The sequence below is a fragment of the uncultured Paraglaciecola sp. genome, assembly GCF_963977085.1.
Lineage (GTDB): Bacteria > Pseudomonadota > Gammaproteobacteria > Enterobacterales > Alteromonadaceae > Paraglaciecola.
The window spans coordinates 85,716-98,992 of record NZ_CAXBNC010000005.1 but is presented as its reverse complement, the minus strand read 5'-3'; the positions used below and the strand labels follow the sequence as shown (position 1 = coordinate 98,992).

13 protein-coding genes and 1 tRNA gene are annotated in these 13,277 nt (G+C 40.8%); 5 read left to right on the top strand and 9 right to left on the bottom strand.

Annotation, left to right across the window (positions count from 1 at the left end; genetic code table 11):
• The first annotated feature begins 7 nt into the window (after window positions 1-7).
• Window positions 8-337 carry a hypothetical protein gene (locus AAC000_RS07800; protein ID WP_339721576.1) on the top strand — a complete coding sequence of 110 codons (330 nt, stop codon included), beginning with the start codon at window positions 8-10 and terminating at the stop codon, window positions 335-337.
• Window positions 338-449: 112 nt separating this feature from the next.
• On the opposite strand, the gene AAC000_RS07795 is transcribed toward AAC000_RS07800, so the two are convergent.
• The 7 genes from AAC000_RS07795 to rlmE form a co-directional block, all read right to left on the bottom strand.
• Window positions 450-534: transfer RNA gene (locus tag AAC000_RS07795), tRNA-Leu, on the bottom strand.
• Between the two features lie 9 nt (window positions 535-543).
• On the bottom strand, window positions 544-936 hold the full coding sequence (gene secG, locus AAC000_RS07790; RefSeq protein ID WP_339721575.1) for a preprotein translocase subunit SecG: 393 nt from the start codon (window positions 934-936) through the stop codon (window positions 544-546).
• 9 nt (window positions 937-945) lie between these two features.
• Window positions 946-1,692, bottom strand: a complete 747-nt coding sequence (tpiA, locus tag AAC000_RS07785; RefSeq protein WP_339721573.1) for a triose-phosphate isomerase — start codon at window positions 1,690-1,692, stop codon at window positions 946-948.
• Between the two features lie 100 nt (window positions 1,693-1,792).
• Entirely contained in the window at window positions 1,793-3,133 is a 1,341-nt protein-coding gene (gene glmM, locus AAC000_RS07780; RefSeq protein ID WP_339721571.1) for a phosphoglucosamine mutase, read from the bottom strand.
• Window positions 3,123-3,962, bottom strand: a complete 840-nt coding sequence (folP, locus tag AAC000_RS07775; RefSeq protein ID WP_339721570.1) for a dihydropteroate synthase — start codon at window positions 3,960-3,962, stop codon at window positions 3,123-3,125. Before folP ends, glmM begins: the two co-directional genes overlap by 11 nt.
• A gap of 95 nt (window positions 3,963-4,057) precedes the next feature.
• Window positions 4,058-6,004 carry an ATP-dependent zinc metalloprotease FtsH gene (gene ftsH / locus AAC000_RS07770; RefSeq protein ID WP_339721569.1) on the bottom strand — a complete coding sequence of 649 codons (1,947 nt, stop codon included), beginning with the start codon at window positions 6,002-6,004 and terminating at the stop codon, window positions 4,058-4,060.
• A gap of 84 nt (window positions 6,005-6,088) precedes the next feature.
• Window positions 6,089-6,718 carry a 23S rRNA (uridine(2552)-2'-O)-methyltransferase RlmE gene (gene rlmE, locus AAC000_RS07765; RefSeq protein ID WP_339721568.1) on the bottom strand — a complete coding sequence of 210 codons (630 nt, stop codon included), beginning with the start codon at window positions 6,716-6,718 and terminating at the stop codon, window positions 6,089-6,091.
• 107 nt (window positions 6,719-6,825) lie between these two features.
• On the opposite strand from rlmE, the gene yhbY reads away from it, so the two are divergent.
• The 4 genes from yhbY (at window position 6,826) to AAC000_RS07745 (ending at window position 10,002) form a co-directional block, all read left to right on the top strand.
• Window positions 6,826-7,122, top strand: a complete 297-nt coding sequence (gene yhbY / locus AAC000_RS07760; RefSeq protein WP_339721566.1) for a ribosome assembly RNA-binding protein YhbY — start codon at window positions 6,826-6,828, stop codon at window positions 7,120-7,122.
• Window positions 7,123-7,229: 107 nt separating this feature from the next.
• On the top strand, window positions 7,230-8,027 hold the full coding sequence (locus AAC000_RS07755; protein ID WP_339721565.1) for an SAM-dependent methyltransferase: 798 nt from the start codon (window positions 7,230-7,232) through the stop codon (window positions 8,025-8,027).
• Between the two features lie 15 nt (window positions 8,028-8,042).
• Window positions 8,043-8,249, top strand: a complete 207-nt coding sequence (locus AAC000_RS07750; protein ID WP_215928525.1) for a hypothetical protein — start codon at window positions 8,043-8,045, stop codon at window positions 8,247-8,249.
• A 25-nt stretch (window positions 8,250-8,274) separates the two neighbouring features.
• Window positions 8,275-10,002: a diguanylate cyclase gene (locus tag AAC000_RS07745; protein ID WP_339721562.1), complete on the top strand. Its 1,728-nt coding sequence runs from the start codon at window positions 8,275-8,277 to the stop codon at window positions 10,000-10,002.
• 27 nt (window positions 10,003-10,029) lie between these two features.
• Here the strand turns inward: AAC000_RS07745 and AAC000_RS07740 are convergent, their stop codons facing one another.
• Both AAC000_RS07740 and AAC000_RS07735 read right to left on the bottom strand, forming a co-directional pair.
• Complete coding sequence (locus AAC000_RS07740; RefSeq protein WP_339721560.1) at window positions 10,030-10,521, bottom strand: FKBP-type peptidyl-prolyl cis-trans isomerase; 492 nt, start codon at window positions 10,519-10,521, stop codon at window positions 10,030-10,032.
• 267 nt (window positions 10,522-10,788) lie between these two features.
• Window positions 10,789-13,176 (bottom strand): AAA family ATPase, encoded by a 2,388-nt coding sequence (locus AAC000_RS07735; RefSeq protein WP_339721559.1) that lies wholly within the window; start codon window positions 13,174-13,176, stop codon window positions 10,789-10,791.
• Window positions 13,177-13,277 lie beyond the last annotated feature (101 nt).

Sequence of the window (13,277 nt, the reverse complement as noted above, 5' to 3'; positions counted from 1 at the left end):
GAATACCATGTCGCTAAATCTAGAACAACTCAGCCAAGCTATGGTGAATGCTGCAAAAGGTCAAGTAGCCGATAAATGGCCACAAATTAAGGATTACGCAAAACAAGAAGCCAAAAAATTGGCTGAAAATTTTGTTCTCATAGAAAAGCTCAAACTCACTCAACAGATCACCGAAGAACAAGCCGTCATCATGCACAAAATGCAAAATAATGCGACTAAAGCAGTACTCTTATCAGTGCAAGGCATGACCACACTCATGGCCGAACAAGCACTCAATGCTGCTCTAGATGCAGTGAAAGAAACGGTGAACACTGCTCTTAATTTTACTTTGCTATAGCTACAAAAACACTAAGCGGGCTCTAGCTTCTAGCTACAAAAAATTTAATCCCCCGCTTTTACATGCCCATAAAAAAAGGCCTTGGTATAACCCAAGACCTTTTTTTCAAAATTGGTGCGGATGGGGAGACTCGAACTCCCACGGCCTAAGCCACAGCCCCCTCAAGGCTGCGTGTCTACCAATTCCACCACATCCGCAAATTCGTTTTAATTAGGTATGTCTTCTTTAGGCGTTTCTGTTGCTGGTACATCAGAATCTGTCGCCGCTTCTTGCAAAGCCTGTTCTGTCACTGGTACGTCAGAATCAACAGCTTGTTCAACAACTGGTACTTCAATGTTTTGCCAATCATCTACGGCTTTTTCTTTGTCGGCTGTTTGGTTACCCAAAATCAGACTAATAACAAAAAATAACGTCGCAAGTATCGCAGTTGTTCTAGTTAAAAAGTTACCTGAACCTGTTGAACCGAATACAGTATTTGAGCCACCACTACCAAAAGAGGCTCCCATACCGGCGCCTTTACCTTGTTGGATAAGAACAAATCCAATCAACATAACCGCTACAATCAAATAAACAATAACTAATATTTCGTAAAAAACCATGTGCTGCCTCTACTGATTTGCCGCTTGGCAAATACTTAAAAAATCTTCTGGATTTAAACTGGCACCGCCAATCAAACCACCGTCTACATCTGCCTGAGAAAACAACTCTTGGGCATTATTACCTTTAACACTACCGCCATATAAAATCACTATATTGGCCGCAATCTTGTCATCTTGTTTTGCCAAATGCCCACGTATAAAAGCATGCACTTCTTGTGCTTGCGCTGGGCTAGCAGTTTTACCTGTGCCTATTGCCCAAATCGGCTCATAGGCTAATACAATATTTGCAAATTGACTGACGCCAACTTTACCTAACACTGCATCTAACTGTGCGGCGATATAATCGAATAATGTGCCGTCTTCTCGCACACTTTCTGGTTCACCTACACATAAAATAGGGGTTAAATTAGCCTTTAAAACCTGTTCAACTTTACTCGCGACTAAGTCATCAGATTCAAAATTGTCTGCACGACGTTCAGAATGTCCAAGTATCACATAATCACAGTTAAATTCTTTCAGCATGGACACAGATACTTCACCAGTATGTGCCCCCGAATCAAATTGGCTGATGTTTTGCGAGCCTAATTTTAATTTGCTGTCAAACAGTGAAAAATAAGGAAAAGGTGGACAAATCACCACATCCATATTATCCAGACTAGCAGCACACAACTGCTTCTGCATTTGTTCAACTAGTGCTTTGTCACCATTCATTTTCCAATTTCCGGCAACTAACTGTCTACGACTATTTGCTTGCACTTTCTGCTCCTTGTCGCACCAATAAAAAAGCGCGCGAGATATTAACTAACCCTATAACAATATACAAGTGGCTTCACTTAATATTGCCCTGTAAACCTGACTAATCGGTTACTTTACGCACAGCTGCTGCAATATATTCGGCCCAGGTGCTAGAATCTTGTGCATCATTGGCTTCTACCATTACTCTAATAAGGGGTTCAGTGCCACTTTTACGTAACAATACTCGCCCTCTATCATCCAATGCTTTTTCTGCATCAATCACCGCTTGTTTAACGCCTGCATCTTCAAGTGGATTGGAGCCTTCAGAAAACCGTACATTAATTAGAGTTTGTGGGTATTTAGTCATGCCACGGCTCAACTCATTTAAGGTCATATCAGCATTTAACATTGCCGCTAAAACCTGCAACCCAGCTACTATACCATCACCTGTAGAGGCTGCGGCTAAGTTCAAGACATGGCCAGAGCCTTCGCCACCGATTGACCAACCTTTTTTCTTGAGTAACTCCATAACATGGCGATCACCTACTTTACTCCGTAAGAAAGGTACGCCTAAGGTTCCAAGTGCCACCTCTAAGCCTAAGTTACTCATTACTGTGCCTACTACGCCGCCCTGCAAACGACCACTTTTAAGGGCATCTCTGGCAATAATATACACGATTTGATCACCGTCAATCACATTACCTTTGTGATCAACTAACATTAAGCGGTCGCCATCGCCATCAAGGGCAAAACCTAAATCAGCTTTATTTTCGAGCACACTCTCAGTAACCGCCTTCATTGAGGTGGCACCGACTTTACGGTTGATGTTCAAACCGTCAGGTTCAGTACCAATCTCTATCACGTCGGCACCTAATTCACTGAGGACATTTGGCGCAATGTGATAGGTTGCGCCATGAGCGCAGTCGACTACTATCTTTAATCCTTTTAGAGACAATGCAGAAGGGAAATTGCCTTTACAAAATTCTATATATCGACCTGCAGCATCACCAATGCGCACTGCTTTACCCAGTTTATCTGAAGCAACACACTCCATGGGTTTATCCATTTGTTCTTCAATAGCTATTTCAATGGCATCGTCTAACTTCATGCCATCGGCTGAGAAAAATTTGATGCCATTATCGTAGTAAGGATTATGTGAAGCACTGATAACTATACCGGCTTCAGAGCGAAATGTTTTAGTCAGATAAGCAATTGCGGGAGTTGGCATGGGGCCAAGTAAACCGATATTAATACCCGCAGCTGATAAACCGGCTTCTAACGCCGACTCCAACATATAACCTGAAATACGGGTATCTTTTCCAATCAATACTTTATTTGTTCCCTGACCAGCCAGAACCTTTCCTGCGGCCCAACCTAGTTTCATCACAAATTCGGGATTAATGATGGTTTCACCCACTTTTCCACGGATCCCATCTGTTCCAAAATATTTTCTATCGCTCATTGCTACTCCTGTAAGCGTTAATTATATTGACTACTTTAACAGCATCTACTGTCTCTTTTACATCATGTACTCTAATTATTTGCGCCCCCTTTTGGGCCGCGATAGTGGCAACAGCAACATTACCCGCCAAGCGCTGTCCTATATCCCGTTGCAACAAATTACCAATCATAGATTTACGTGACATGCCTGCCAAAACAGGCACACCTAATTGCTGAAACACTTCAAAGTTCGCTAACATTTGGTAATTGTGTTCAAGTGATTTACCAAAACCAAAACCTGGATCAACAATAATTTGTTCTATAGCCATACCCGCGTTAATGCATATTGAAATACGTTGTTGTAAAAAAGCCATCACTTCTTTTACAACGTCTTCATAATGTGGATTCTGTTGCATCACTCGAGGTTGCCCTTGCATGTGCATCAAACAAACGGGCACCTTAGCAGTAACTGCCGCTTCTAAAGCGCCAGTTTCTTGCAAAGCACGTACATCATTAATTAACCTAGCCCCTGCATCTACTGCTGCTGTCATCACTTGGGCTTTGCTGGTGTCTATGGAGATTAAGGTATCAAAACGCTGAGATATTGCTTCAATCACTGGGATAACGCGGTCTAATTCTTGCTGCACAGACACATCTTGAGCACCTGGCCTAGTGGACTCTCCACCTATATCAATAATGTCAGCGCCTTCCTTTAACATTAAAGCGGTTTGAGTCATCCCATTTTCGAGCATGTTAAACGCCCCACCGTCGGAAAATGAATCCGGAGTGACATTTAATATCCCCATTACTTTAGGTGTGGATAAATCTAAACACTTATCTTTAAACTGCATAGGCGCTCAATATTTTTATGCTGTGCTCAACAAGCCATTATAAAAAAACGCCTTGCTGAACAATCAACAAAGCGTTTTCATTACAACCAATTAATCTAGCTGGTTGCGTCACCAGGCGTGCCGACTTTAGGCTTCACTGGTTTATCGTCTTTTTTGTCGTCCGTTACAGGCGCACCACCCGAAGGTTTGCCGCCATCATCTTTATTATCACGCTCCCAATCAGCTGGGGGTCTGGGGTCTATTCTAGCCATTAAATCATCAATCTGTTTGGCATCAATGGTTTCATATTTCATTAAACAATCTTTCATTGCTTCCAACACATCGCGGTTATCAGCGAGTATTTTTTCAGCACGCTCATAATTGCGGTCAATGATAGATTTGATTTCAGCATCTATTGCTCGAGCAGTATCGTCAGACATATTTTTCGATTTTGACATACTGCGACCTAAGAATACCTCACCTTCTTCTTCGGCGTATAACATAGGCCCCATTTTCGAGGATAAACCCCACTGAGTCACCATCTTACGAGCAATTTCGGTCGCTCGTTCTATATCGTTCGAGGCTCCAGTGGTGACGCCCTCTTCACCTAAGGTCATGCTTTCAGCAATTCGTCCACCAAACAAACTAGAGATCATACTTTCTAGGTGCTGCTTACTGTGACTGTACCTGTCTTGCTCCGGCAGATACATAGTCACACCTAAGGCTCTACCACGAGGAATAATCGATACTTTATAAACAGGATCATGTTCAGGCACCATACGGCCGACTATTGCGTGTCCAGCTTCATGATAGGCAGTATTGGTCTTTTCTTCTTCAGACATCACCATGCCTTTACGTTCAGAACCCATCATGATTTTGTCTTTGGCTTTATCAAACTCTTCCATCGACACCACTTTTTTGCCAGTACGAGCGGCAAACAAAGCGGCTTCGTTGACCAAGTTAGCCAAATCAGCACCAGAAAATCCAGGGGTACCACGGGCAATCAAGCTGGCTTCAACATTGTCGCCTAAAGGCACTTTACGCATATGCACTTTAACGATTTGTTCACGGCCACGAATATCCGGTAAACCAACTGTTACTTGGCGGTCAAAACGACCAGGGCGCAATAGTGCAGGGTCTAAAACGTCGGGACGGTTAGTAGCGGCAATAACGATAATCCCTTCATTACCCTCAAAGCCATCCATCTCAACTAACATTTGGTTAAGGGTTTGCTCTCTTTCATCATGGCCACCACCTACTCCAGCACCACGTTGACGGCCTACGGCATCAATTTCATCGATAAAAATAATACAAGGCGCAGACTTTTTAGCCTGATCAAACATATCTCTAACCCGGGAAGCACCCACACCCACAAACATTTCTACAAAGTCAGAGCCTGAAATCGTAAAGAAAGGTACTTTTGCTTCGCCAGCTATCGCTTTGGCTAACAAGGTTTTACCGGTTCCAGGAGGACCTACCATTAAGATACCTGTAGGGATCCTACCGCCTAATTTTTGAAATTTACTTGGGTCACGAAGAAAATCTACTAATTCAGATACATCTTCTTTCGCTTCATCACAACCTGCCACATCGGCAAAAGTGGTTTTAATTTGGTCTTCACCTAACAAGCGCGCTTTGCTTTTGCCAAAAGACATGGCGCCTTTACCGCCACCACCTTGCATTTGGCGCATAAAGAAAATCCACACACCTATCAGCAATAACATTGGGAACCAAGATATAAATATCGAAGTTAACAAAGATGACTCTTCTGGCTCTTTACCAAAAACCGCTACATTGTTTTCGATTAACTCGTCCATCAACGCAAGGTCAGTGTAGGGAATGATAGTGGTAAATGACTCACCATTACGTTTCACACCATTAATTTGCCCTGTATTTCTGTCAATTGTGGCACTGCTAACCACACCATTACTCACATCACGCAAGAATAACGTGTAATCAGTGTTGGATGATTTAGATTCGTTGCCCGAAAAATTTTGGAAAACCGACATCAATACGACAGCGATAACCAGCCATAAGATTAAATTTTTTGCCATGTCGCTCAAGTTGTTAAACCTCTGTTGTTGCTAAAGTCAATGTGACTCTATGATTTGCGTCTTGCGCCCTATTACTAAGTGACGTTGAGACTACTATAATTTGTATCCTGTCGCCACCAGATAAACCTCTCTTGAGCGTGCTCGGGATGATTCAGGCTTACGAGTCTTGACTGTTTTAAAAGCAGCTTGCAACGCTTTCATAAACGGTTCGAACCCCTCCCCCATAAATACTTTGATCACAAAACTGCCATTTTTCTTCAAAACTTGGTGACACATGTCTAAAGCTAATTCACTCAAATACATTGATTTAGCTTGGTCTATGGCATCGTTACCACTCATGTTAGGCGCCATATCAGACATAACTACGTCTACGTTTTTGCCGCCTATTTTGTTCAATAATTCGTTTAAAACATTTTCTTCACGAAAATCACCTTGAAGAAACGACACCCCCATCAAAGGATCCATAGGTAAAATGTCACAAGCTATGACTAGACCATCATCACCCACCACTTTAGCCACGTATTGAGACCAACCACCGGGCGCAGCACCTAAATCCACCACTGTCATTGAAGGTTTAATCAAACCGTCTTTTTGTTGAATTTCTTCAATCTTAAAGCCAGCTCTAGATCTTAGACCCTGTTTTTGCGCTTTTTGCACAAATTTATCGTCAAAATGTTCTTTTAACCAACGCTGGCTACTAACAGATTGTTTATTTTTACTCATCGACCTGTAAAAAACACTGTATTCAAATTAGGAATAAATGGGAGATGGCGCTAGAATAGCGCTTTTCAACCATTCATCCTCAATATATTTGTAAGAAAAACTAATCAATGACATTATCAAACAAACAAAAACAATACCTTAAGGGCTTAGCCCATTCTCTTAAACCAGTGGTGCAGTTAGGCAATAACGGCCTTACCGAAGGCGTTTTAGCAGAAATAGATGGCGCGATTAATCACCATGAATTAATCAAAGTTAAAATTCCCACTGATGATAAGGAAGAAAAATCCCTCATTATAGATGCCATTGTCAGAGAGACTGGCGCATTCAAATTACAAACAATTGGCCATGTATTGGTATTGTTTAAACAAAGTGATGAGAAAAAGATCGAGCTTCCTAAAAAATAAAGTCTTGAATGAAAGAAACTTAACTTGGGTATCTTGTGGTTGCCGATTTGTTGTAAACAGGTTTTATGTCTTTCTATTGATAAAAATAATAGCCGTAAGTGAACGCAATGAAAGAAGTCGAAAAAGTTGGCAGTATCGTTTGTGTTGGCACAGGTATGACACTTGGTGCACATATCACCCCCATTTGTAGAAGCCATATTGAACAAGCCGACGTAGTGTTTACTAGTGCCCATCCTATGATAGAGCAATGGGTACAAACTATGAACGCTAATGTCCGTACTCTGCAAAGATTATACGCGGAAGGAAAAGACCGACGTATTACTTACCGTGAAATGGTTGATGCGATGATGACCGAAGTGAGAGCGGGTAAAAAAGTAGTAGGTGCTTTTTATGGTCACCCTGGTGTATTTGCTTGGTCTCCCCATAAAGTCATCGAAGAAGCCAGAGCGGAAGGTTACTCAGCCCATATGGAGGCAGGCGTTTCTGCTGAAGATTGTTTGTATGCCCACCTGGGAATCGATCCCGGTAGAGTGGGCAGTCAAAATTTTGAAGCCAGCCAATTTATGTTTTACCAGCGTAATATCGATCCTTCAGCTTATTTAATATTATGGCAAATAGCTATTGCAGGTGATAAATCCATTAAGCGCTTTAGTACGGGTAAGGCTTATCGGCAATTATTGGTTGAATTACTAAACGAATATTACCCACTAGAGCATAAAGTCGCGTTATACGAATGCCCTACTTTAGCTGTAGAGCCTCCAAGGATAGATTGGATACCACTTAAAGACTTTGCAGAGGCTGATATTTCACTTATTACCACTATGGTTATCCCTCCGGTTAAAAAAATGCTTAAAAACCAACAAATTTTAGATAGACTATCGGCGCTAGATAAAAAACTTCAATAACCTAAAGGAAATACGATGACTGCAATTCAAATATTAGAAAAGCTTGGAGCTGATGCTTCGTTTAATCCTAATAATTTAACGGACTTAAACAAATCAGAGATTATTCAGCTTTCTGAGACAAGTGAACATTTCAATGCAGCGCTTCACCACTCTCCTGCCGAAGAAGATGATGAATCTGAAGATAAAGAACAAGAGGCTGAAGATGATAAATCTGCAAGTTAAATTGTAAATTGAGACTTTGATTGCCTTGAAAAAAAAAGCCTTAGTTGTCTTTTTTTGTTTCTGTACCTTTGCTGTTTGCGCACAAGAAAATGCAACGTCTGTACTAAACCATGCAGATAAAATTCGCAGTTCTGACCCAGAAAGACTAAGAAGCATATTAAAAACAATTACACCCAATACCTTGAGTAAGTCAGACAGAGAGTTGTTTGAATACCTTTCAGCGTACAGTTTATCTATGTCGGGTAAACTTACAGATGCTATTTTGTTATTTGAACAATTAGAAAAAAACGCAGATTTAAATATACGACATAGATCTATTGCGTCACTTATTACAATGTACGCTGGTGTTGGAAAATGGACTGAGGGCTTAGAAAAATTAGTAAATATAAAAGCAAACTTTGAGAAAGTACAGTCACAAGAAACTCGTGAAAATTTACTTTCTACCTTTATTGTTTTTTACAATCATTTAGGTGAGTACAAGTTGGCTCAAAGTTTTGCGAATGATCTCCTAGCAATCACCCAAAATCAAAGATACAAATGTTTTGCTATGGCGGAGTCACTCTATTCAAAATTGCAGTCTGGACAAAGCCTAACGCAATCAAATTTCGATAGCGCAATTGAAGATTGCAAAGATGCAAACGAAAAGATTTTGGAGAAGGGAATCATCTCTTTTCTAGCAGAATATTTTATTAAAAACCGACAGTATTCAGAGGCAATCGAGCTTTTAGAAAATAAGATTGCGGATGTTGAAGCGATTAAATATGCACCTATGCTAGCAGCCTATTATGAGTTGCTAGCACAAAGTTATCTTGAATACGGTGATTATGAAAATGCAGAATATAATGCCAACATTATTCTTGAAACTAAAGATCAGCATCAATACCAGCAATCTATTACGACCGCTTTTAAGGTACTAGCAGCCACATCTGAAAAACAGGGAAGTTATGAAAAAGCTTACTACTTTTATAAAGAATACACAGAAGCGCTCAATGTTCAGCTTGATGATAAACTGGCTAAGAACTTAGCCATTCAAAAAGCTGAATTTGATGCAGCAGAGAAAAATGTACAAATTGCTCTGCTTGATAAAGAGAATATGCTTTTAAGGACCCAAGCACTCTTAGATAGCGAGTCAGCCCAAAACAAACGCCTAGCCTTAGCCTTAATGACAATGGTGTTAGTCATGTTCGTATTATGGACCTATAAAAACCGCAGAAACTACCTGCGAATGCAACACAACGCCCAAACAGATGAACTCACTGGTATTGCCAACCGCCACTATTTTACTCAGCAAGCCAATACCGCTATTCAATACTGCAGACGCACTAATCAGCCGGTTAGCTTTATCATATTTGACCTAGATTATTTTAAACGTATTAACGATAAGTTTGGTCACCAAACTGGCGATATAGCATTAAAAATTGCAGTAGAAGCCGCTAAATCAGCCTGTCGTAAAAACGATATTGTAGGGCGTTTAGGTGGTGAAGAATTTGGGATTTTGTTGCCAGGTTGTGCGAGCCATTTAGCCTCATTTATTGCTGAAAAATGTCGTAAAGCTATCGAACGTGCTGATTTCAGCTGTTCTGGCCATGACTTAGAGGTGACTGCTAGTTTTGGTATCGCTGATTCTAGCAATTGCGACTACAATTTCGAAAAACTCTTTGCAGGTGCTGATTTTGCATTATATCAATCTAAAGATATGGGGCGAAACAGGGTGGTGCAATATCAGAAAGAAACCGCTAGTTTTCAAATCTAATATTGCAGCCTATAAACCCATTATTACTTAGTGGTGATGGCCACCCACACCATGGGCATGACCATGTTCAATTTCTTCGTCACTAGCGGCGCGCACATCTTCTACCTGAAATTCAAACTGTAAGGTTTTACCGGCTAAAGGATGATTGGTGTCTATGGTGACCATAAACTTGCCCACTTTAACAATTGTGACTTCACGTTGACCTTGCTCAGTGTTCACTACCGCTGTCATACCCACTTTCCATTTTGGTTTTTTTTCAGCACTGGCCAAGTGTTTAACGGATATTCGTTGTTCACTGTCTGCTTGGATTTCACCAAACGTTTCTGCCGCTTCTAATTCAGCTTCGAGTACATCACCCTTTGACATAGACTCTAAAGACTTTTCGATACCCGGCATCATATTGTTATAACCATGCAAATAAGCTACCGCTTGATCGCCAAAATTAGATTCTAACTCTTTGCCATCTAAATCTTTGATTCGATAGTGAAATTGTACAACTGTACCTTTTGAAATTTTCATAAACTGATCTTAATAAGCAAATAATGACAAGATCGTAACAGAAACTTGTTTTACTGTTGAGAATTAAAACTCAATATATTTGAAAAGCGTTTAAACCACAGTGAACACGGAGCGCCGAACGTCAAGCATGAACCGCTTCGCTACACACAGAGGTTATCAATGTTTTTCCTCTGTGCTCCCTGTGTCCTCTGTGGTTCAACATATTTTGCTTTATCTATTCCCCAAAACTAAGACAATTTGAAACACACCTTTTGAGCTGTTATGAACTTAATCATCATCTTCACCCGCCACTATATTGGCAATATTCAGCAAACTAGACACGGCCATATAATTAACTGAACCTTTTGGATAACGGCCTTTGGTATTGTGAGCGCCTGCCTCTTTATCCATCAACAAGGTTAAGGCATCATCTACTGTTTCAACCACACATATATGGAATTTTTGCGCTTTCACCGCCGCTAATACTTCTTTATCCAGCATCAGATTCACTTGATTAGACTTAGGAATAATCACCCCTTGTGTACCAGTTAAACCTCGATGTTGACACAGCTTAAAGAAACCCTCGATTTTTTCATTCACACCACCTACAGACTGCACTTGTCCGTATTGGTTGATTGAACCGGTTATGGCTAAATCTTGACGAACAGGTATTTTAGTAAGAGCCGAAATTAGCGCTACCAATTCTGCTAATGACGCACTGTCTCCGTCTATGTGTCCGTAAGACTGCTCAATGGCAATGTTAGCTGACAAGGTTAATGGAAATAACTGTGCATATTTGTGACCCAAGTACCCAGTTAATAACATCACTCCTTTTGAGTGACTAGGCTGGCCAAGTTCTACTTCTCGCTCAATATCTACTACACCATTAGCGCCTGCGTACACGGTAGAGGTAATACGTGCAGGTGTACCGAACATACTGTCGCCGATTTCCAGTACAGTTAAACCGTTCACTTTACCTACATCGACCCCTTGTGTTGCAATCAAGATCTGGCCTTGTTTGATATCATCTAAAACAGCCTCACTTACGCGGCCAGTACGATGGGTTTTCGCTGCCAAAGCCGATTCAATGTGAGTGACATCAAGTTCTTGTGACAGTTGTTGTCTGCAAAAATATTCGGACTCATGAAGTAACTCGAGTACATCAGAAAAACGCGCTGAGAGTCGCTGTTGATGTTCTGCAAGTCGTAAACTGTATTCGACTAATCGGTACATGGCTTTTGCTGAAATACTTTGCAAACCAAGCTCTTTGACTTGAACTCGCACTCGACCAACAAAATCAAATAGTGTTTTTTTATCTAATGGGATTTCATGGTCAAAATCCACTAATACTCTAAACAATTCATAAAATTCGTCGTCGTAATCTTGCAAGGTGTAGTAAAGGTCACGAGACCCCAACAAAATGACTTTTACATCTATTGGTATCTGCTGTGGATTAAGGGTAATAGAATTCACCATACCCACATCATGCTGGGGCAAATCCATTTTTAAAGAACCAAATTTAAGCACTAATTTGAGTGTTTCCCATGCATAAGGTTGCTCAATCAGTTTGTCTACATCAAGCAGTAAATAGCCACCATTGGCTTTATGCATAGCACCCGGGCGGATCATACGATAGTTAGTAAAAACCGATCCTTGGATATTGGTATATTCAACTCTACCAAACAAATTTTGATGGGTTGGGTTAGGTTCATAAATAACTGGAGAGCCGCTGTTTAACTCATGAGATACAATAATATTCGGTAAATACTGTTCTTCTAAAATAGAACGTTTGTCGTATTCGTCGTGTTTGTCGTCTTTCTTTTCGTCAGCTAATACTTCTACTACTGTTTCTACCAAGTGTGGTTTCAGCTGTCTTAAAAATTTTAAAATCGCCAGATCAGAGGAGTACTTATGCTCTAAATCCTTTAACAAGGGTTTAATGCCCTGCTCCGCCGTTTCTTTCTTCAAGGTTCTGAGCTTTTCAGCGGTCGCTCGTTTCCATTTAGGCAATTCTATTAAGGCTTCACTTAGTTTGTCTTCAAGCTCATCAATTAATTGATAATAGTTTAGGCGCTGCTCGTCTGAAACGTTTGAAAACTCAGCATCAGTCACTGCTTTGCCGTCAATAATCGGCGAAAAGGTAATGGTGCCGCCGTCTTCACACAGGGAAACGCTCTGTTGTAGTGCTTGTTGTTCAACTGCATCAATGGCCTTGTCGTAGCCTTGGTCAAACTCCCGAGTGATAGCGGCTTTTTTACGCTGATATCCAGGGTTATCAAATGCCGCAGGAAAAGTGTCTAATAATTCATCAATTAGATTTTCCATATCTTTGACCAATTTTTTACTTTCGCCAGCTGGTAATTTTAATGAATAGGGTTCTCGCTCATCTTCAAAATTATTGATATAACACCAATCATCAGGTGTGAAGGTTTTACTGACATATTTATCTATAAATTCATGTACTAAAGTAAAACGCCCAGTGGCTTGTTCCCCCATGACATATAAATTATAACCTCGCGCTTCTATACCTAAACCAAAAGATAATGCGTCACGCGCCCTATCCTGACCGATAAAAGTGGAATTTAACGCATGCTGATCTTTTAACGCTTGATTAATCAAGCGCCTACTAGGTTTTGCAGTCAACTGCTGCAGATGTAAGGCATATTGGCTTTGCATGTTAAAAGGCTTAATGACAACAAATTAGGAATATATCAATTAGTGAAACCTGTATTCAGCAAGCTGTCAAACGGATACGGAAAGAATGTGGCAAAGTGACT

Excerpts from the sequence above, each read along its gene's own strand:
- AAC000_RS07800 (WP_339721576.1), top strand. The coding sequence starts at position 8 with ATGTCGCTAAATCTAGAACAACTCAGCCAAGCTATGGTGAATGCTGCA.
- glmM (WP_339721571.1), bottom strand. The coding sequence starts at position 3,133 with ATGAGCGATAGAAAATATTTTGGAACAGATGGGATCCGTGGAAAAGTG.
- AAC000_RS07755 (WP_339721565.1), top strand. The coding sequence starts at position 7,230 with ATGAAAGAAGTCGAAAAAGTTGGCAGTATCGTTTGTGTTGGCACAGGT.
- AAC000_RS07740 (WP_339721560.1), bottom strand. The coding sequence starts at position 10,521 with ATGAAAATTTCAAAAGGTACAGTTGTACAATTTCACTATCGAATCAAA.
- rlmE (WP_339721568.1), bottom strand. The coding sequence starts at position 6,718 with ATGAGTAAAAATAAACAATCTGTTAGTAGCCAGCGTTGGTTAAAAGAA.
- secG (WP_339721575.1), bottom strand. The coding sequence starts at position 936 with ATGGTTTTTTACGAAATATTAGTTATTGTTTATTTGATTGTAGCGGTT.
- AAC000_RS07735 (WP_339721559.1), bottom strand. The coding sequence starts at position 13,176 with ATGCAAAGCCAATATGCCTTACATCTGCAGCAGTTGACTGCAAAACCT.
- yhbY (WP_339721566.1), top strand. The coding sequence starts at position 6,826 with ATGACATTATCAAACAAACAAAAACAATACCTTAAGGGCTTAGCCCAT.
- folP (WP_339721570.1), bottom strand. The coding sequence starts at position 3,962 with ATGCAGTTTAAAGATAAGTGTTTAGATTTATCCACACCTAAAGTAATG.
- AAC000_RS07750 (WP_215928525.1), top strand. The coding sequence starts at position 8,043 with ATGACTGCAATTCAAATATTAGAAAAGCTTGGAGCTGATGCTTCGTTT.